Origin of the sequence: Kitasatospora sp. NBC_00240 (assembly GCF_026342405.1) — a bacterium.
In the GTDB taxonomy this organism is placed as follows: Bacteria; Actinomycetota; Actinomycetes; order Streptomycetales; family Streptomycetaceae; genus Kitasatospora.
Window position 1 is genome coordinate 1,023,096 of record NZ_JAPEMU010000001.1, and the last position, 17,643, is coordinate 1,040,738.

Annotated in this window: 19 protein-coding genes; 8 read left to right on the top strand and 11 right to left on the bottom strand. The window is 74.0% G+C overall.

Annotation, left to right across the window (positions count from 1 at the left end):
• Positions 1 to 10 precede the first annotated feature (10 nt).
• A complete protein-coding gene (locus tag OG689_RS04310; RefSeq protein ID WP_266317858.1) occupies positions 11 to 376 on the top strand; it encodes a PRC-barrel domain-containing protein in 366 nt (121 codons plus the stop codon).
• A gap of 152 nt (positions 377 to 528) precedes the next feature.
• Here OG689_RS04310 and OG689_RS04315 read toward each other — a convergent pair whose 3' ends face one another.
• A complete protein-coding gene (locus OG689_RS04315; RefSeq protein WP_266317859.1) occupies positions 529 to 1,002 on the bottom strand; it encodes a YfbM family protein in 474 nt (157 codons plus the stop codon).
• Positions 1,003 to 1,422: 420 nt separating this feature from the next.
• Here OG689_RS04315 and OG689_RS04320 point away from each other — a divergent pair, with 420 nt between their 5' ends.
• Positions 1,423 to 1,596, top strand: coding sequence for a hypothetical protein (locus OG689_RS04320; protein ID WP_266317861.1), 174 nt, complete (start codon positions 1,423 to 1,425; stop codon positions 1,594 to 1,596).
• 145 nt (positions 1,597 to 1,741) lie between these two features.
• Here OG689_RS04320 and OG689_RS04325 read toward each other — a convergent pair whose 3' ends face one another.
• The 3 genes from OG689_RS04325 to OG689_RS04335 form a co-directional block, all read right to left on the bottom strand.
• Entirely contained in the window at positions 1,742 to 2,176 is a 435-nt protein-coding gene (locus OG689_RS04325) for an ATP-binding protein (RefSeq protein WP_266317863.1), read from the bottom strand.
• Complete coding sequence (locus OG689_RS04330) at positions 2,176 to 2,541, bottom strand: STAS domain-containing protein (RefSeq protein WP_266317864.1); 366 nt, start codon at positions 2,539 to 2,541, stop codon at positions 2,176 to 2,178. The genes OG689_RS04325 and OG689_RS04330 overlap by 1 nt, the downstream gene beginning before the upstream one ends.
• Positions 2,542 to 2,603: 62 nt before the next feature.
• Positions 2,604 to 3,485 carry a SigB/SigF/SigG family RNA polymerase sigma factor gene (locus tag OG689_RS04335; protein WP_266317866.1) on the bottom strand — a complete coding sequence of 294 codons (882 nt, stop codon included), beginning with the start codon at positions 3,483 to 3,485 and terminating at the stop codon, positions 2,604 to 2,606.
• A gap of 605 nt (positions 3,486 to 4,090) precedes the next feature.
• Between OG689_RS04335 and OG689_RS04340 the strand changes: the two genes are divergently transcribed.
• Complete coding sequence (locus OG689_RS04340; RefSeq protein WP_266317868.1) at positions 4,091 to 4,786, top strand: pyridoxal 5'-phosphate synthase; 696 nt, start codon at positions 4,091 to 4,093, stop codon at positions 4,784 to 4,786.
• A 556-nt stretch (positions 4,787 to 5,342) separates the two neighbouring features.
• Here OG689_RS04340 and OG689_RS04345 read toward each other — a convergent pair.
• Positions 5,343 to 5,795, bottom strand: coding sequence for an ATP-binding protein (locus OG689_RS04345; RefSeq protein ID WP_266317870.1), 453 nt, complete (start codon positions 5,793 to 5,795; stop codon positions 5,343 to 5,345).
• Positions 5,796 to 5,830: 35 nt separating this feature from the next.
• On the opposite strand from OG689_RS04345, the gene OG689_RS04350 reads away from it, so the two are divergent.
• Positions 5,831 to 6,130 (top strand): LuxR C-terminal-related transcriptional regulator, encoded by a 300-nt coding sequence (locus tag OG689_RS04350; RefSeq protein ID WP_266326856.1) that lies wholly within the window; start codon positions 5,831 to 5,833, stop codon positions 6,128 to 6,130.
• A gap of 346 nt (positions 6,131 to 6,476) precedes the next feature.
• On the top strand, positions 6,477 to 7,430 hold the full coding sequence (locus OG689_RS04355) for a hypothetical protein (protein ID WP_266317871.1): 954 nt from the start codon (positions 6,477 to 6,479) through the stop codon (positions 7,428 to 7,430).
• A gap of 151 nt (positions 7,431 to 7,581) precedes the next feature.
• Here the strand turns inward: OG689_RS04355 and OG689_RS04360 are convergent, their stop codons facing one another.
• From OG689_RS04360 to sigJ (OG689_RS04370), 3 genes are all read right to left on the bottom strand, one after another.
• Complete coding sequence (locus tag OG689_RS04360; RefSeq protein WP_266317873.1) at positions 7,582 to 8,190, bottom strand: hypothetical protein; 609 nt, start codon at positions 8,188 to 8,190, stop codon at positions 7,582 to 7,584.
• Positions 8,191 to 8,372: 182 nt separating this feature from the next.
• Complete coding sequence (locus tag OG689_RS04365; protein WP_266317874.1) at positions 8,373 to 8,996, bottom strand: GNAT family N-acetyltransferase; 624 nt, start codon at positions 8,994 to 8,996, stop codon at positions 8,373 to 8,375.
• Positions 8,997 to 9,198: 202 nt separating this feature from the next.
• Positions 9,199 to 10,152, bottom strand: coding sequence for an RNA polymerase sigma factor SigJ (gene sigJ, locus OG689_RS04370; protein ID WP_266317876.1), 954 nt, complete (start codon positions 10,150 to 10,152; stop codon positions 9,199 to 9,201).
• Between the two features lie 171 nt (positions 10,153 to 10,323).
• Here sigJ (OG689_RS04370) and OG689_RS04375 point away from each other — a divergent pair, with 171 nt between their 5' ends.
• Positions 10,324 to 10,746, top strand: coding sequence for a hypothetical protein (locus OG689_RS04375; protein ID WP_266317877.1), 423 nt, complete (start codon positions 10,324 to 10,326; stop codon positions 10,744 to 10,746).
• A gap of 109 nt (positions 10,747 to 10,855) precedes the next feature.
• Here OG689_RS04375 and OG689_RS04380 read toward each other — a convergent pair whose 3' ends face one another.
• Both OG689_RS04380 and sigJ (OG689_RS04385) read right to left on the bottom strand, forming a co-directional pair.
• On the bottom strand, positions 10,856 to 11,995 hold the full coding sequence (locus OG689_RS04380) for an extracellular solute-binding protein (RefSeq protein ID WP_266317878.1): 1,140 nt from the start codon (positions 11,993 to 11,995) through the stop codon (positions 10,856 to 10,858).
• 565 nt (positions 11,996 to 12,560) lie between these two features.
• The gene (gene sigJ, locus OG689_RS04385) at positions 12,561 to 13,514 is read right to left on the bottom strand and encodes an RNA polymerase sigma factor SigJ (protein ID WP_266317880.1); all 954 of its coding nucleotides are present in this window, start codon (positions 13,512 to 13,514) and stop codon (positions 12,561 to 12,563) included.
• 150 nt (positions 13,515 to 13,664) lie between these two features.
• Here sigJ (OG689_RS04385) and OG689_RS04390 point away from each other — a divergent pair, with 150 nt between their 5' ends.
• A complete protein-coding gene (locus OG689_RS04390; protein ID WP_266317881.1) occupies positions 13,665 to 14,846 on the top strand; it encodes an LUD domain-containing protein in 1,182 nt (393 codons plus the stop codon).
• A gap of 373 nt (positions 14,847 to 15,219) precedes the next feature.
• Positions 15,220 to 16,449, top strand: a complete 1,230-nt coding sequence (locus tag OG689_RS04395; protein ID WP_266317882.1) for a serine hydrolase domain-containing protein — start codon at positions 15,220 to 15,222, stop codon at positions 16,447 to 16,449.
• Between the two features lie 386 nt (positions 16,450 to 16,835).
• On the opposite strand, the gene OG689_RS04400 is transcribed toward OG689_RS04395, so the two are convergent.
• A complete protein-coding gene (locus OG689_RS04400; RefSeq protein WP_266317884.1) occupies positions 16,836 to 17,624 on the bottom strand; it encodes a sigma-70 family RNA polymerase sigma factor in 789 nt (262 codons plus the stop codon).
• Positions 17,625 to 17,643 lie beyond the last annotated feature (19 nt).

A 17,643-nucleotide genomic window follows, 5' to 3' on the forward strand; every position in this document is an offset into this window, starting at 1 on the left:
AGGAGACGCGATGAGCAGCATCGAGATCTGGGAGTTCCGCACCACGTCCGGCCACGTCTCCGGTACGGATCTGGTCGGCTTCCATGTGGAGGCGACGGACGGCGCCATCGGGAAGGTCGACAAGCTGTCCGAGGAGGTCGGCGCCCAGTACCTGGTGGTGGACACCGGTCCGTGGATCTTCGGCCGGCACGTGTTGATCCCGGCGGGCACGGTGCTGCGGGTCGACCAGGCCGACCAGAAGGTCTACCTCGACCGGACCAAGGACGAGGTCAAGGGCAGCCCTGAGTTCGACCGGGCCGGGCACGACAGCGACGCCGGCTACCAGGAGAGGTACGCGGGCTACTACGGCCCGTTCTACGGCGGCCCCGTCATCTGACCCCGCCGTCCCGGGACCCGCTGCGGGCCGCCACCGACTCCGGTGGCGGCCCGCACGGTCGTACGACCCGGCCGGGGGCCTCATCCGGCCCGGAGCCGGCCGTTCGTAGCAGCCGGGCTCGGGCCGGCCCGTCAGGTCGGGGCCGGCCGGCCCTAACCGAAGGTCATCACCGCCGCCGAGCCGGAGGCGGCCGCCGAGTCCAGGAACCCCACCAGCGATTCGTAGGACCCCCGCAGGTGGTCGAGCTCCTCCTCGGGCCGGAACTCCCAGACGTTGGGGTACACCCCCTCCGCCGCCATCCGGGCCGGGTCGTAGTGGGCGGCCAGCCGCTCGAACGGCACCGCTCGCAGTTCCTTCGCCAGCTCCCGCACGTCCTCGGCGCTCCACCCGAACAGGGTGCCGTCGTCGCGGATCGGGAACCCGTCCATCAGGAACTCGACCGGCACCTCGGCGGCGTCCAGCAGGAACTGGAGGCCGGCCCAGGCCTTGTCGAGACCCCCGGACAGGTCGCACGGGCCGCCGTCGCCGTAGTAGGCGTCGAGGTACTCCGCGGCCCAGTCGGGATCATGCGCGGCCTGCTCCAGCTGCGCCGGCGTCATCCGGGTGAACGAGACGTACATGCCCATGGCAACCCCCTCCGTCGATACCGATCCCGTCATCGGCCTATCGCACACATGTTCCATAGCATGATGGCCTGTTCCGGCCCGCCGCGCCAAGCCCGGGGCCGCGTCGGAGGGGGACCGTGCGGATCGGCGCGGGCCCGATCGCGGCCGATCGCCCGGGGTGTCGAACGGCGCAGGCCGGGTAGGCGCGGACCGTGGACGTGCGGTGTGCCGCACGGGCGGCTCCCGGGCGGCCGGGCCCGCCCCGTCCCGCGGCGGGTGGTCCGCCCGGTACGGCGGCCGTCCTCCCGCGGACGGTCGCGGCCGCACCCCCGACCTACGGCTCCGAACTCCGGGCCGGCCACGCGAAGTGGCCGCTTCCCAGGGCCGCCCGAGGACGAGCCCGGCCGGCGAACGCGCCGGGCGACGAGGCAGGTGAGCGTCATGACCGTTCCAGTTCCGCCCGATCCGGACACCCGTCCGCCGATGCCCGGGCCGCAGCCGCCGGTGCCCGACCCCTGGCCCGGTCCCGACCCGCAGGAGCCGCAGCCGACGCCGCCGCTGCCCGATCCGGACCCGGTGCCGCCGCCGATGCCGGCGCCGCACTCGGCCCGCTGACCGGAGCCGGCACCGTCCTCCGGGACGGACCGGCTCCTCCCGACCGCGTTGCCGCGAGCCCTGGCGGACGAGAGCCGGCACCGGGCCGAACCACGGAAGCGACTCCGGACAGCCGGCGGGCTCAGCGGCGGCGCCGCAACTCGGCTCAGCGGCGGCGCCGCAACTCGGCCGGTGGGGCCGCGATCTCGGACCAGACGGTCTTGCCGTGCTCGTGCACGCGACTGCCCCAGGACCAGGACAACAGGTCGACCACGCGCAGCCCGTGGCCGCCCGGCAGCACGGGATCAGCGCCGCGGCGCAGCACCGGGGGTTCGGGACTGCAGTCGGCGACCTCCACCCGCAGCCCGGTGGTGGAGCGGGTGAGGCTCAGTTCGATGGGGCCGTCGGCGTGCTGGGCCGCGTTGGTGACGAGTTCGCTGACGATCAGCAGGACGTCCCGGGCGACTTCGCCGCGCTCACCGTCGGCGGCCGGCGCCCAGTCCCAGCGGGTCAGCGCCTCCCGGGCGAACTCACGGCACCGGCCCACCGCTCCCCCGCCGGAGGCGAGGACCAGCCGTCGGGTGTCGGTGTCCTGGAGCATCAGACGTCCGGTGCGGCGAGCGCCTCGGCGACGGACGGGTAGATGTGGAAGACCGCCCGGACACCCGTGACGTCCAGCATTCTCGAGACCATCGGGCCCGGGTCGGCGAGCGCCAGCAGCAGGCCCGCGTCCTCGGCGTCGAGCCTGGTGTGCAGCAGCAGGTTCAGTCCGGTGGAGTCGCAGAAGTCGAGCCCGGCGCAGTCGATCACGACCCGGCCGAGGCCGTCGCCGACGGCGCTCTCCAATGCGTCGCGGAGCGGCCCGGCGGTGTCGTGGTCGAGCTCGCCCTCGGGCCGCACGACCACGCCCCGTGCGGAGGTCCGCACGGCCACCGTCAGCTCGGACGCGGTGCTTTCGGGCTCCATCGCCTCTGTTCCTCCCGCTTCGACGGGCTCGACGTGCTCCCCGGCTTCCACCATAGGCCCGGTCAGGGTGCGTCCGCCGCCGGCTCCTCCAGCCGGGCGCGGAGCGAGCCGAGGGTGGCGGCGAGCAGCCGGGAGACCTGCATCTGGGAGCAGTCGATCCGTTCGGCGATCTCGGACTGGGTGCAGCCTCCCCAGAACCGCAGCAGCAGGAGGGTGCGCTCGCGGGGGGTGAGGTCCGCCAGGAGGGGCCGGACGGATTCGCGGAACTCGACCAGGGTGAGGTTGCCGTCGTCCTCGCCGAGCCGGTCGAGCAGGGTACTGCCCGTCTCGGCCTCGCGGTCCTCGCGCAGGGCGTCGAGCGAACCGGCCCGGTAGGCGCAGCCGACGCGCAGGGCGGCGTCGACGTCCGCGACGTCGAGGTCGAGGTCGGCGGCGATCTCCTCGGGCGCCGGCGACCGCCCGAGCTGCTGCTCCAGCCGGTCGGAGCAGCGGACCACCCGCAGGTAGAGCTCCTGGAGGCTGCGCGGCACCCGGACGGGCCAGGAGGTGTCCCGGAAGAACCGCTTGATCTCGCCGGTGATGGTGGGGATCGCGTAGGTCAGGAACTCCACCCCGCGGCGGTGGTCGTAGCCGTCCACAGCCTTGATCAGGCCGACGGTCCCGACCTGCATGATGTCGTCCAGTTCGGCGGCGCGGTGGCGGAAGCCGGCGGCGACGAAGCGGACCAGCGGCATGTTGAGTTCGATGACGGTGCCGCGGACGTAGCTGTAGGCCGCGGATCCGCGTTCCAGACCGGCCAGCCGTTCGAAGAGCGCGTCGCTCAGCTCACGGGCCTCGGTCTTGCCCATGGCCCGCATCTCCTGGCGGGTCGGCAGGCGGAATTCGGTGGGGCGCGGCGCGGTCTCGGGCAGCGCCGGGGTGCTGGGGGCGGACACGGAGGTCATCTCCCTGGCTCGTCCCCGCGTCGTCCGCGCAGGGCGGGCAGGCGGGGATCGGGGTGGGAGGCCTTGGCGCCCGGCTTCTTCAGGCAGCGGCGTCCCGGTGTGATGCGCGTGTCTTTGGCCCGGCGGTGAGCCGGGCAGGAGCGGGGGCGGCCGGCCCCGAACGCTCGTCCGGTGGTGATACCCCGCCTGCGCCGGGGCAATCCTTCGACCCGCGAAATTGTTTCCCGTCCCGCAGGACGGACCACTGCGCGTGGCCGGCTGAATCACGGCAGGCGGCGACGCGGGGTGACGGGGCGAGTCCGGACGCGAGCGCGACCCGGCCCGGGTCGAGCGGCCGGTGCCGCCGCCCGGCCCAGGGTGACGATGTCGTTGCCGACCGGTTCGGTGATCACCTCGGCACTGTCCGCCACCGCGGTCTCCTGACGTCCGCAGCCAGGTCGTGATCGCCGGTCCGCAGCAGGCCTTCGAGCTGTCCGGGACGGCCGCCTTCATCCGGACGCAGATCGACGGCGTGCACACCGTCGGCCGGATCGGTGCCGCGAAGTCGCCCTGGTAGAAGCGGATCTGCCGGCGGCCGGCGGTTGTCGCCCAGTAGCGTTGCCCGGGTGACCGAGACGACGCGCAACCGATTCAGGGCCATTGCGGTGTTCGAAGGCTTGGACCCGAAGGGCTTCACCACCGCGGACCTGGCCGCCAACCCGCTGGAAGCCGTGCAGGAGTGGATCCTCGCCGCGGCCGGCGCGGGTCAGGCCGAGCCGCACGCGATGACCCTCTGCACGGTCGGCGCCGACGGCACTCCCTCCAGCCGGGTGCTGCTCTGCAAGGACATCGACGGGGAGCGGCTCTACTTCGCCTCGCACTCCGACAGCCGCAAGGGCGTGGAACTGGCCGACAACCCGCGCGTCGCCGTGCAGTTCCACTGGCCCGTGGTCGGACGCCAACTGCGCCTTACGGGAACCGCGACGGCCACCGACCGGGCCGCCTCCGAGGCGGACTTCGCCGAGCGCGGCCGGGGCTCGCGGCTCTCCGCCCACCTCCACCGGGCCACGGCACCCGGCGACCGCGAGGAGGTGCTGGCCGAGTGCCGCCGCCTGTCGGACGCCCACCCGCAGGACATCCCCTGCCCGCCCAGCTGGACCTTGTACGGCATCGTCCCGAGCGAGGTGGAGTTCTGGGAGGCCGGCACCGACCGCGTCCACACCCGGGTCCGCTGTCTGCGCGCCGCCGAAACCCTGACGGGCAACGGGACTTCGGACGATGCGACGCCCGGTGACTGGTACAGGGAGTACCTCTGGCCGTGACCGCCCCGCCCGCGCCGGCGCGCCGGAACATCCTGCTCTTCGTCGCCGACCAGCCCCGGGCCGACGCACCGGGCTGCTACGGTGCGGGGCGCCCCGCACCCACCCTCCACCTGGACCAACTCGCCGCCGAGGAGCCCCGGTTCGACCTGCGCCACTCGGTCACCCCGCCGTGCGGCCCGGCCCGCACCTCGCTGCGTCACCTGCTCCGGCTCGCCGCGCACCGGCCCGCCGGGCTGCTTCACACCCGCGTCGTCGGCGGCCGGCAGCGACCGTCCGGACCTCCCGCCTCCGGCGAGCACCCCGCCTCCGTCGTCGCCGGGCCGCAGGCGTCCGTCCGACCGGTCCGACGGTGTGGTCGACCGCCACGAGGGCGTCGCCCTCCAAGACCACGTCCGGGTCCTGGAGGCCGAGGTCACCTGCGGCCCGGGTCGGCCGACGGGTCCGTGGGTCCGGTCCGTCGGCCTTCTCCGGTGCGAGTGTGTCAGGCGGGCCCGAGCGTCCACTGCTGATCCGGTCGCACCTCGGCCTGCCGAGCGGCGGGGCCGCAACACCCGCGCTACGAACCGGTCTCCGTGATCTCCGGGTGACGATGGCCCGGACGGCCGGGCGGGTGGAAGCAGGCCGTCACCGTCTTGCCCCGCTCACCGGTCCGGGTCTGCCAGTCGTCGGCGAGCGCGTCCACCAGCGCCATCCCACGGCCGGAGACGGCGTCGGCGTCGGCCTCCCGGGGGCGGGGCGCCTCCGACGAGGAGTCGTGGACACTGACGTACAGGCAGGTGCCGTCCCAGGTCAGCACCAGATCGGCACTGCTGCCGGCATGCACGTGCGCGTTGGTGACGAGCTCCGAGACGATCAGCACCACCGCGTCGGCGGTCTCCGGGGCCGTCGACGTCCACCCCAGCTCGTCCAGGTGCCGCCGGGCCCACTGCCGTCCGGCCCGCACCCCACTGCCGATCGGCAGCTTCCGGGCCCAGCCCGTCGCCCTGATCGAATGGTGCTTCCCGGTCATCCTCGCCACCTCCACCCGTCGGTCCCTCCCCGCGACTGCCCCCGTCCGGCCGAAACACGCGCCCCCATGGGGCTCGGCCACTCCTCGCCACCGGCGCGACCAACCGGGACATCGCCCATGCCCTGGCCCTGTCCGTCCGTACCGCCGAGCACCATGTCGCCAGCACCCTCAAGAAGCTCGGCGTGGATCGACGAGGCCCTCACCCCGCCCTGACCGTGGGGCGACGGGTGGCGCCGTCCGGTGGCGGTCCCGCCGTCGACCGCCCCGCGCACCAGGTGGACGCGCCCGGTGGACGCATCCGCCCACCGGATGCGTGCTACCGATCCGACACCTGATGGGCCATCGCTTATCGGCCGGCACCGGGCCGGGCGCGGCCGCGGTTCTCCCTCCTCGCCCGCCCCGCCGTCGCCGGGGGCCGGCGCCGAAGGAGACCGCCCCCGGCGACGGCCGGGCGAAGCCGCGTCCGGCCGGCGCACCGGATTGCTCCGCCCCGGTGCCGTCCGCCCGGGCGAACCCGGGACACCTCCGGGCGGGGCGGCGCCGCCGTTCCCCGGCACCCGCTTCGGATGCGCGCCGCGCCCCGCCCGCGCCGCCGGGCAGACGGCGTCGCCCCGTGCTCTGCTGGGAAGGTCGCCGGACGCAACGCCTCGTCAGCCGGCGCCCCTTCAGCTAGGAGAACCCGTGCCCCGCATTCCCCGTCCGGCCGGCGCCGTCGCCGTCGCGGCCGCCGTGCTGGCGCTGCTCGCCGCCTCGCCCGCCACCGCGGTCGCGCCGCCCCTGTCGGATGCCAGGATTCTGGTCCATCTGGTTCTGGCGGCCGGTCAGATGCCGGAGAACAGCGCGCCGGAGCCGGACGGCTCCCTGGACGTGACCTTCCTCTCGGCCCATCAGATCGCCCGGATCGCCCCCGACGGCGGGGTGCGGATCCTGGCGACCATGCCGGCGGAGGAGCACCCGAACACCCCACTGGTCGGCTTCGCCGCGGCCACCGGCCTCGCCCGGGCACACGACGGCACCCTCTACGCCGCGTACGCCACCGGGACCGAACTGACCGGCATCTACCGTCTCGACTGCGACGGCACGCTGCGGCGGATCGCCCAGCTGCCGCCGGAGGGCCTGCCGAACGGGCTGGCCCTCGACGAGAAGGCCGGTGTCCTCTACTCCGCCGACTCGGTCCTGGGTGTGGTCCGGCGCATCCCGCTGGACGGTGGTGAGCCGACCGTCTGGGCCGCCGGACCGCCGCTGCAGCCGACCGGCTTCATCGGCGCCAACGGCATCAAGGTCCATCAGGGCGCGGTCTGGGTCGGCAACACCGACCTCGGCACCCTGCTGCGCATCCCGGTCCGGCAGGACGGCACCGCCGGCCCGATCGGGACGAGGGCGGACGGGCTCGCCGGCATCGACGACTTCACCTTCACCGACGCCCACCAGGACACCGTCCTGGCCGCGGTGAACACCGCCGACCAGGTGGTGCGGCTGGCCCCGGACGGGTCCCGATCCGTCGTGCTCACCGCCGCCGACGGCCTGACCAGCCCCACCTCCGTGGCCGTCCACCGGAACACCGTCTTCGTCACCAGCGCCGCCTTCGGCCCGCCGCCGGACCCCAACGTGCTGACCGCCCGTCTGCACCGCTGAGCCCGGACGGCCCGTCCCGTCGGTCGCCCCTGGTGCGGAAGGGGCGACCGACGGGACGGGCCGGAGGCGGAGGGACGTCGGAAGTGCTCAGGGCCCCGGCCGCTGCCGCCCCCGAGGCCCACGGGAGACGGGTCGGCCACGGGGCCTGCGCTCACCCGGATCCGGTCGGCTTCCGACCGGAGCGGGCCCGCCCCCAGGCCCAGGCACCCGTCCCCACCAGCAGCGCCGTCCCCAGTGCGTACACCGGCAGCCAGCGCGTCGTGGTCGCCGCGAGGCAGTCGACGACGACCTGGTGGCTCTGCTCCTGCTGGGTGTGGGCCAGCGCTTCGGCGTCCTGGCTCGCCAGGTCCCCCAGGGCGGCCTGGGTACGCAGGCTCTCGTACCGGCCCGACTCCACGCACCCCTGCCGGGTGGCGGGCATCGGGAACAGCCAGTCCCAGCGCTGCAGGGCGGGAGCCAGCGCCAGTGCCACGCAGAGACCCACCACCAGCGAGTAGGCGGCGAGACTCCACACGTAGGCGGGCCGCCCGCCCGGCGTCCATAGCGGCACCTGGCCGAACGACAGGATCACGGCGAGCAGGGTCAACCCGAGATAGGTGGAGAACCACTCCCACGAGCCCTCGGCGAGCGAGAACGCCAGCACCACGGCCAGGGCGGTCCCCAGCACACCCGGGTCCCCGGCCACCCGCGCCCGGGCGGAGTCCTCAGCACCGGTACCGCCTGCGAGGCCCTGGAAATCTCGACGGCTGCGCCCAGTCACACGCTCTCTCCTGCCTGCCTCCGGAGCACCAGCCTCCCGCCATCGCCTCGCCGCTCTCCGGCACCACACCGGTGGGCCACCGATACGCCCCCGGCCCCACCCGACCGGCCCAGCCACGGCCCCACGGACACCGCCCGGTCCGGGAGACAACCTGGTCCGGGGGTTCCACCTGGTCCGGGGGTTCAGCCGGATGTCTCCGGAGGCATCGGCAGCTCCCAGGCCTTCGGACGGGACTGGGCCTCCCACTCGGGGCGCAGCAGGGAGAGCACGGCCACGTCGTGGCGCCGCCCCCGGTGGATGCAGACGGAGCGGCGGACGCCTTCGCGGGCGAACCCGGCCGCGGCGAGTGTGGCGAGTGCGGCGTCGTTGGTGGCGTGGGTGTCCGCCTGCAGGCGGTGCAGGGGAAGTTCGCCGAACGTGAGGTCGGTCAGGGCGTTCAGGGCGTCCAGGGCGAGGCCCCGGCCACGGTGCTCCGGGGCGAGCACCAGTTCCAGCTCGGCGGTGGCGTCGCCGTAGTCCTGGTTGAAGACCGCGGTGTGTCCGACCGGGGTTCCGTCGGGCAGCAGGATGAGGAAGTCGTCGCGGCCGTTGCTCCCGATGTCGCGTTCGAGGCGCTCACGCAGGGCGGTGAGCGGGCGCGGCCAGCTCCCGAGCGCGTGCGCGGCGACCGGGTCCGAACGCCAGCGCTGGAGGAGCTCGGCGTCGTCGACGTCCAGCGGGGTGAGGACGACGCCCCGCCCTCGTACGGAGGCCGGACGATCGCTCAGATCGGCCTCGGTGTCCGGCTCCTGCGCCGTGGTGGTCATGTCGGTCTTCCGTTCCTCGCCCGCCGTCGGTCGGATGCTACGAGGGCGGCGGCGCGCCGGCCAGCGGTTTTCCGCCGGGACGAGCGGGCTCGGGCGGGTGCTTGCGCGCCCGCCCGACCGTCACTGCGGCCGGGGACCTGCGGGGCCTGCTCCGTCCCGCCGGTGGCGACGGGGCCTGCTCCGTCCCGCCGGTGGCGACGGGTCAGTTCTGCCCCGACTCGGTCCAGGGGCGGAGCTTCTCCGGGTTGCGCACCGCCCAGATGCGGGTGACGCGATCGCCGGCGAGGCCGAAGGCCGCCACGGTCACGGTGACGCCGCCGTGCTGGGCGACCAGGCCGGGCCGGCCGTTGACGGTCCGTTCCAGGAGCGTCAGACCGGGGGCCTTGTCCGCGATGTGGATCAGGTACTGGGCGATGCGCTCGCTGCCCTCGACCGGCCGCAGGACGGCGCCGACCAGTCCCCCGCCGTCGGCGATCATCGTGGCGTCGGGGTCGAGCAGACCGACGAGGGCCTTGATGTCCCTGGCCTCCCACGCCTCCTTGAAATGCCGGACCAGACCGGCCTGACCGGCCTTGGGGAGCACCGGGGCCTGCACGGCGCGCGTCCGTCGCCGGGCCGAGGACGCCAGTTGCCGGCAGGCCGCCGGCGTCCGGCCGACGATCTCGGCTATCTCGGTGAAGGGGTACCGGAAGACGTCGTGCAGGATGAACGCCACCCGCTCGGCCGGGGTCATCGACTCCAGTACGACGAGAAAGGCCATGTTCACCGACTCGTCCAGGGTGACCCGGTCGGCGGGATCGGCCGGCTCGGCCCTGCCGCCGCCCGCCGGGCCGCCGATCCACTCGGTACGGTCGGGCAGCGGCTCGGGGATCCATTCGCCGACGTAGCGCTCGCGCCGGGCCCGCGCCGAACCGAGCTGGTCCAGACAGATCCGGCCGGCCACCGTCGTCAGCCAGGCGCCGGGCGATGCGATGGCCTCCTGCTGCGGCGGCGACATCGCGTACCAGCGGGCGTAGGTCTCCTGCACCGCGTCCTCGGCCTCGGCCAGCGAGCCGAGCAGCCGGTACGCGATGTTGATCAGCCGGCTCCGCTCGCCGACGATCGCGCCCGGCCCCGGCTCGGACCGGTCGTGACCTGGCGCCGACGAGGTGCTCATGGTGGCGACCGCTCCCTGCTTCTTCTCGTCCGCTTCCGCTCCCGCCGGGTCGGCGAAACACCCGCATCGGACTGTCGGACCGGCGATGCGCCTCACATTTCGCAGGCCTGCGTCGTCGATCAACCGAGACACTACCGATCCACCGCCGCGAGGCAGAACAGGGGACCCACCATGGCCATTCGGACCACCACGGCCAGCCGGACCAGCACGGAACACAGCGGCCGCGCGTTCCTGCAGACCGCGATCGCCCTGCAGACCGTGGCCATCTTCTTCCAGGCGGCCACCGCCGGACTGCTGCTGTCCTCGTCCCACGGCGAGGTGCTGCACAGCGTCGGAGCGCGCGTGATGTACGGCGCCTCGATGCTGTACCTGCTCGCCGCGGTCCTGGCGTGGCGGCCGGGCGGCGGGAGCCCCCGCCCCGTCCTGCACGCCTTCGGCTTCCTGCTGCTCGCCTCGGTGCAGGTGGTGCTGGGGGTCACGCACCGTCCGTCGCTCCACGTCCCCCTGGGCGTTCTGATGTTCGGTCTGAGCGTGCTGGCGCTGGGCCAGGTGCTGACCGGCCGGCTGCCGGCGTACTCCGGCAGGCGGTCCTGACCGCCGCCCGAAGCGCTGCCGTCACCGTACGGCCGGCCGGACGACCGCCGGTCCGCCGGGCCCGGGCGCCGGGCCCGGACGTCTGACGTCCCGGGCCCAGGCGCGCCGGTCAGTCGGGGACGGCCGTCGGCCAGTTCGTCCGGACGGTCTCGTGCGCCTTGGCGAGCTGGGCCTCGGTCGGGAAGGTGGGGGTGCCCTCGACGGTCGGCAGCCGCTCGGCGAGTGCGGTGTCGAGGGTGCCGTTCTTCGCCATCACGTCCATCAGCACCGGTCGGGCGAATTCCACCAACCGCAGGTTCTGGCCCTCCGGAGCGGCGAGGTACTCCTCCCACAGCCGGGCCGCGGCAGGGTGGGGGGCGTCCTTGTTGACGGCCTGCGCGTAGTACTGCGAGAAGCTGCCGTCGAACGGGATGGACACCTTCCAGTCCACGCCCGACGGCTTGAGTTCGTCGGTGTGCTGGAGGTTGAGGAAGTCCCACTCGATGACGATCGGTGTCTGGCCGGCGGCGATCGCGCTCACCGAGGCGTTGGCACGGTTGTAGTTGCCGACCTTGTCGAGCTGGGCGAAGAAGTCGATGCCCGGCTGGATGTCGTCGAACGAGCCCCCGTTGGCGAGCGCCGCCGCGTACACGGCCGCGAAGGCCGACCCGGCGGTCACCGGCTTGCCGGTGAGCGCGACCATGCCCTTGTACTCGGGCTTCAGCAGATCGTTGAACGACACGGGGCAGGTGGCGACGCGGTTGGCGTCGCAGCCGATGGCGACGTAGCCGCCGTAGCTGTTGACCCAGCGGGCCTTGCTGTCCTTCTGGGAGGACGGGATCTGGTTGTACGGGACGGTCCGGTACGGGGCCAGCAGGTCCTCCCGCGCCGCGGACTGGGCGAAGGAGTCACCGAGGTCGAGCACGTCGGGCGAGTTCGCCTGCCCCCGGAGGCGCTTGATGTCGTCGATCTCCTGCTGGCTGGAGCCGTCCGGGTTGTCGTTGACGACCTTGATCCCGTACTTCTTCGCGAACCCGTCCATCAGGGCCCCGTAGCTCGCCCAGTGCGGCAGCAGGGTGCTCGTGTTGAGCTGGCCCTCGGCCTGTGCCTCCTTGATCAGCGTCTCCATCCCGCCCACGTCCTCGGCGGACGCGGCCTGGGCGGGAGCCACCGGCTTCCCCGACCCCTCCGAGCCGCAGCCACCGAGCCCGAGGGCCACGGCGCACAGGCAGGCGGCGAGGGTGTACGCGCCCCGACGGGATACAGCCACGATGCCGCCTCCAAAAGAGCAGAAAATCACCGGACGCCCGCCACTCCGAGGCGGCGGCACGGACATCCACGGGGGGCTCGGCGCCGTCGCGCGGCCCGCCCGGCGCGAGTGCCGTGGGCCCGCCGTCCACGTCACGCGCAACCCCCCGGCGCGTCGGCGACGGCATCTCCCCGAACAAGCCGCCGACCCCCCGAACGTAGTGACGCTCCGTTCCAGCATACTCGGCCGACCTGCGGTTCTTCCTGTTCAACCGTCGCGGACCGTAGCCCGCGCCAACGTTCGTCACCGTGTCCGTTCCCAGCCGTGCAGGCGCCGTGACCGGCCACGGAGCGACCCGGGACGGCGCCCTGCCACTGTTCCGAAGGTACGGCGGCCCGAAGGCCTGCGACCGCCCGTGAAGAGCGGGCGCCGACACCGTCCGGAAGCATCCGGATGCCTGGCCCGGCGCCGTCCCGGTGGAGGCCGGCGACAGCCCGGCACCTCGTCGTACCGGTCGGACGAGGTGCCGGGCGCAGCGGCCGGGCAGCCGGGGCACGGCCCGGTGGAGCCGCGGATCTCGGCCGGATCAGGACGGCCGCCACGGGCGGAGCTTGTCCGGGTTGCGCACCGCCCAGATGTGCGTGATGCGGTCGTCGCGCGCGACCTCGAACGCGAACACCGTCTCGATCAGGCCCTCGGACTCGACCGCCAGGCCCGGCAGCCCGTTGACCGTGCGCTCGAGGATCGTCCGGGGCGGCGCGAGGCGGGCGATGGTCAGATAGAGCCGGGCGATCTGCTCGGCGCCCTCGATCGGCAGCAGGCGGGCGACGGCGCGGCCGCCGCCGTCGGCGATCGCGACGGCGCCCGGGTCGAGCAGGCCGATCAGGGCCTCGATGTCCTGCGCCTCCCAGGCCACCTTGAACCGCCGGACGACGCTCGCCCGCAGGGCCGCGTCCGGGCTCGCCCCGGCCCGCGCGGCGGCGATGCGGCGGCGACCCGAGGACGCCAGCTGGCGGCAGGCCGCCGGGCTGCGGCCGACGATCTCGGCCACCTCGGCGAACGGGTAGCGGAAGACGTCGTGCAGCACGAAAGCGACCCGCTCGGCCGGCGTCATCGATTCGAACACCACCAGGAAGGCCATGGTCACCGACTCGTCCAGGGTGATCCGGTCGGCCGGGTCCGCGCCGACGCCGCCGGCCGCCCCGGCGATCCGCCCGGCCTGGGCGGGCAGCGGCTCCGGGATCCACGCGCCGACGTAGGACTCCCGCCGGGCGCGCGCCGAGCCGAGCAGGTTCAGGCAGATGCGGCCGGCCACCGTCGTCAGCCAGGCGCCCGGCGACGCGATGGACTCCTGCTCCGCCCGGGACATCACGTACCAGCGGGCGTACGTCTCCTGGACGACGTCCTCCGCGTCGGCCAGGGAGCCGAGCAGCCGGTAGGCGAGATTCAGCAGGTGCCGCCGCTCGCTCATGATCGCGCTCAGGCCGGCGTCCCGCTGCTCGTCCGCCTGCCGCTGCACCTGTTCCGACGGGGTGGTCATGCGCTCTCCGGCTCCCTCGTTCCGTGTCCTCTTCAGTACGACACATCGGAGCGGTGGAATGTGAGGTCGGCGGCTCCCCTCACATTCGGCGGGGCTGCGTTGTCGGAGTGGTGCAGACGAACACACCATCCACCGGACAGGACCCTCCGCATGAACGACTTCCAGGAAATCGCCGACCGCGTCGAGATCGAGGCGCTGCGCGGCGAGTTCACCGACGCGGCCATGATGCGCGACCGCGCCCGCCTCGCCGCGCTGTTCACCCCCGACGGCGCTCTGCGCATGCCCGACATCCCGGTCGAGCTGATCGGCCGGGAGGAGATCCGGACCGGCGGCGAACGCCTGCAGAGCCAGTGGGACTACTTCGTGCAGAACTCCCACCCGGGCACGATCCGGATCGACGGCGACACCGCCACCGGTCGCACCTACATGCAGGAGCTCGCGCGTCTGCTGGACGGCCGCTCGGGCCTGAACTTCGCCGTCTACCACGACACGTACCGGCGCACCCCGGACGGATGGAGGTTCGCCGAGCGGGTCTACGAAGTCCGGTACATCGACACCACCCCGCTGGCGGGTTCGGCGCCCACCCCCGACGCCCGGGCACACGGCTCCGGCAAGGCCGGGGACGGCGGTCGGACATCGGGTGCCGGTCGGACATCAGATGCCGGTCGGGCATCGGATGCCGGTGCGGCGGACGGGTCGGCGGCGGAGACGTCCGAAACGGCCGACGACTTCGCGGCACCGGCGTCCGCCGAGCGGCTCGACCGGACGATCGCGGCGCTGCGGGCGAACGGCTTCACCGCCGAACTCCTCGACGACGCCGCAGCGGCCCGCGCCCGCGTCAAGGATCTGATCCCGGAGGGCGCGAGCGTGTTCACCGGGGCCAGCGAGACGCTTCGGCTCTCCGACATCGCGCAGGACATCGAGACGGACGACCGCTACCAGGCCGTCCGGCCACAGGTGCTGACGATGGACCGCACCACCGAGTCCGACCGGATCCGGCTACTGACGGCGACCCCCGACGTCCTCGTCGCCAGTGTCTCGGCCGTCACCGAAACCGGCTCGCTCGTCATCGCCTCGGGCAGCGGCAGCCAGCTGCCCGCCTCCGCCGGCGGCGCCGCGAGGACGATCTGGGTGGTCGGCGCGCAGAAGGTGGTGCCCAACCTGAGCACCGCACTGCGCCGGGTCCAGGAGCACGCCCTCCCGCTGGAGACGGTGCGCGCCCAGGCGATCTACGGGCGGCCCAGCGCGGTCAACCGCCTGCTCGTCCTCAACGCCGAACCGCAGCCCGGGCGTGGCACCGTCCTGCTGCTGCGCGAGGCCGTCGGATTCTGACCTCCGGTGCGGTGGAGCCTGAGGGCCGGGGCCTGAGGGCCGGGGAGGCGCACTGCCCACGTCCGGACCGCCTTCGCTCACGTCCCACCCCGGCCACCCGGCCACGGACCTTACGGCCCGGCCGCACGGGTGGCCGGCCGGCAGCGAGCCGGCCCGACCCGGGATGCCCGGCCGCGGGCGGGCATCCTCCGCAGCGCGCCGGGGCACGGGCCGGTGATCGGCGGTGAGCGACCTGCCGGGCGGGCGGTCGCCGCGGGCCCGAGGATCGTCCGTGCGCGCCCGGCGATCGTCCGTGCGGGCCCGACGGGTGATGTTCGTGCGGGTCTCCGGCCGCCGGGCCGGTGCCCGGACGCTCCCCGCCGATACTGCGGGCATGAGACGCACCCGCCCCACCTCACTGCTGTGCCTCGCCGCGGTCACCGCGCTCGTCGCCCTCAGCGCCCCGGTCACGAGCGCCACCGGCGTGGCGGGCGACGGCGGCCGGCGCCGACCCTGCGTCAGTTCCCGGCTGCCCGACAGCGGCCCGGCCCGCGACATCCTGCGGATCGCCGAGCAGGCCCAGGCGGAGCTGGACCTCAAGTCCGTGATCCTGCGGGTCACCGTCGACGGTCACGAGGTGGTCACCGCCGCGCTCGGCGAGTCGATGACCGGGGTGCCGGCCGAGCCCGCCATGCACTTCCGGAACGGCAACATCGCGATCGCCTACCTGGGCACGGCGCTGCTGCGCCTGGTGGACGAGGGCCGGGTCGGCCTCGACGACCCGGTCGGGCGCTGGCTGCCCGGCCTTCCGGACCACCTGGGCGACCGGATCACCCTGCGCATGCTCGGCGACTCCACCTCCGGCCTCGTCGACTACGTCACCGCCCCCGGGTTCGGCGACACCGTCTACGCGAACCCGTTCCGCGCGTGGACGGCGGAGGAGCTGGTGGCCGTCTCGACCGGTAGGCCGCTGTGGTACGACCCGGGGACCAACTGGAGCTACTCGCACGCCAACTTCGTCCTCCTCGGTGCCGCCCTGGAGAAGATCACCGGGACGCGGCTGGACATCCTGCTCCAGCAGAAGGTCATGGGCCCGCTCGGACTGGACGAGACCCGCAACAGCTTCACGCCCGACATCCCGACGCCCGTCCTGCACGCCTTCACCTCCGATCGCGGGACGTACGAGGAGTCCACCTTCTGGAATCCCTCGTGGACGACCGCCCCCGGCGCCGTCCAGACCACCGACATCTGCGACCTGGCCCGCTCGGCCGCCGGTATCGGCTCCGGCGAGCTGCTCTCACCGGCCGGCTACCAGGAGATGCTGAACCCGGGGACGGTGGGCCTGGGCCACCCGACCTCCACCTGCTCGGAGCAGATCTGCCTCGCGAACACCGAAGCCACCCATTACGGGATGGGCCTGCTCGTCCTCAACGACTGGGTGGTCCAGCACCCGCTGTTCTTCGGCTACGCCGCCGCCCAGGCCTACCTGCCGTGCGAGCACCTCGCCATCGCGGTCTCGACCACCAACGGCCCGACCAGCCCGGGCGGCCACACCGCCCAGCAGATCAGCCAGCGGATCGCGGCCGCCCTCGCCCCGGACCACCCGATCCCCGACTTCGGCTGAGCCCCCGCCCGTACCGCCGCCGCTCCCCCGCCCTGCCCGACCCGGCCGGGCCCTCTCGTCAGGTCGTCAGGTCATCAGGTCGTCACGCGGTCACGCGGTCACGCGGTCACGCGGTCACCTTGTCACCTCGTCACCTCGTCACCTCGTCACCTCGTCACCTCGTCACCGGAAGCGGGGCGGATCCTGGAGCCGCTGCCTCCAGCGGCTCCAGGCCGCCGCGCATCGTCCTCCGCGCTACGGGCCCGGGCCCTGCCGGACCGGTACTCCCCCGTCGCAACCGCCCGGGTCCTCCCCGAGGGGCGAAGCCGCGCTCCGAACGGGTCGGACCCGAGCGGTGCCGCCCCGCGCCGGCGTGTCCGGCCGGCTGCCGGGCCGAGCCGCCGGGCTCAGCAGGACGGCACCGCCTCGGGGCGGGCGGCCTCCGGCGACGCGGCCTCCAGGTGGCGGTTGGCCCGGCGGAAGTCCTCGGCCACCCGCCCGCAGCGGGGGCACTCCCCCAGGTGGCGGGCCAGCTCCCGGCCTCGACGCCGGCCGGGGCGGCGGGCGGTTCCGGTGAGCAGCGAGGTGAAGTAGCGACACTCCGGGGCGGTGTCCTCGTCCACGTGCGCGCGCAGGTACGCCTCGCGCAGGCCCGCGCGGGCCCGGGCCGCGAGGGAGCGCACCCCGCTCGGTGTCATGCTCATCCGTTGGGCGACGGTGGCGGCCGACTCGCCCTCCACCACGAAGAACCAGAGCAGCACCTGCCACCGTTCCGGGAGGGCGCGGTAGGCCCTGGCGACCAGCGCCGTCTCCTCGGCGGCGAGCACCGCGCCCTCGGTCTCCGCGTCGTCGGCCAGGCGCTCGGCCCACGTGGTGAAGTCCTCCGGCAGCAGGACCCGGTCCTTGCTCTGGGCGCTCCACTCCATCGCGGTGCGGCGCACGACGGCCATCAGGTAGGGCCGCCAGGCGTGCCGCGGGCCGCGGCCGCGGGCGACGGACAGGTACGTGCTGGCGTAGGCCTCGGCGGCGAGGTCCTGGGCGGTCTGCGGGTCGCGGCAGTAGCCGCGGGCGTAGGCGAGCACGGCGCCGTGGTGGCGGGTGAACACCTCGGCCATCACCTCCCGGATGCGGGAGCCGCCGGTCGTGGTCGAGGTGGCGAGTGCCGCCGAGAGTTCGGCGTCGCTCAGCGCGCTCAATCCCGATTCACGGGTACTG

Coding starts and splice junctions, on each gene's coding strand:
- OG689_RS04310 (WP_266317858.1), top strand. CDS start 11: ATGAGCAGCATCGAGATCTGGGAGTTCCGCACCACGTCCGGCCACGTC.
- OG689_RS04315 (WP_266317859.1), bottom strand. CDS start 1,002: ATGGGCATGTACGTCTCGTTCACCCGGATGACGCCGGCGCAGCTGGAG.
- OG689_RS04320 (WP_266317861.1), top strand. CDS start 1,423: ATGACCGTTCCAGTTCCGCCCGATCCGGACACCCGTCCGCCGATGCCC.
- OG689_RS04325 (WP_266317863.1), bottom strand. CDS start 2,176: ATGCTCCAGGACACCGACACCCGACGGCTGGTCCTCGCCTCCGGCGGG.
- OG689_RS04330 (WP_266317864.1), bottom strand. CDS start 2,541: ATGGAGCCCGAAAGCACCGCGTCCGAGCTGACGGTGGCCGTGCGGACC.
- OG689_RS04335 (WP_266317866.1), bottom strand. CDS start 3,485: ATGACCTCCGTGTCCGCCCCCAGCACCCCGGCGCTGCCCGAGACCGCG.
- OG689_RS04345 (WP_266317870.1), bottom strand. CDS start 5,795: ATGACCGGGAAGCACCATTCGATCAGGGCGACGGGCTGGGCCCGGAAG.
- OG689_RS04365 (WP_266317874.1), bottom strand. CDS start 8,996: ATGACCACCACGGCGCAGGAGCCGGACACCGAGGCCGATCTGAGCGAT.
- sigJ (WP_266317876.1), bottom strand. CDS start 10,152: ATGAGCACCTCGTCGGCGCCAGGTCACGACCGGTCCGAGCCGGGGCCG.
- OG689_RS04375 (WP_266317877.1), top strand. CDS start 10,324: ATGGCCATTCGGACCACCACGGCCAGCCGGACCAGCACGGAACACAGC.
- sigJ (WP_266317880.1), bottom strand. CDS start 13,514: ATGACCACCCCGTCGGAACAGGTGCAGCGGCAGGCGGACGAGCAGCGG.
- OG689_RS04390 (WP_266317881.1), top strand. CDS start 13,665: ATGAACGACTTCCAGGAAATCGCCGACCGCGTCGAGATCGAGGCGCTG.
- OG689_RS04395 (WP_266317882.1), top strand. CDS start 15,220: ATGAGACGCACCCGCCCCACCTCACTGCTGTGCCTCGCCGCGGTCACC.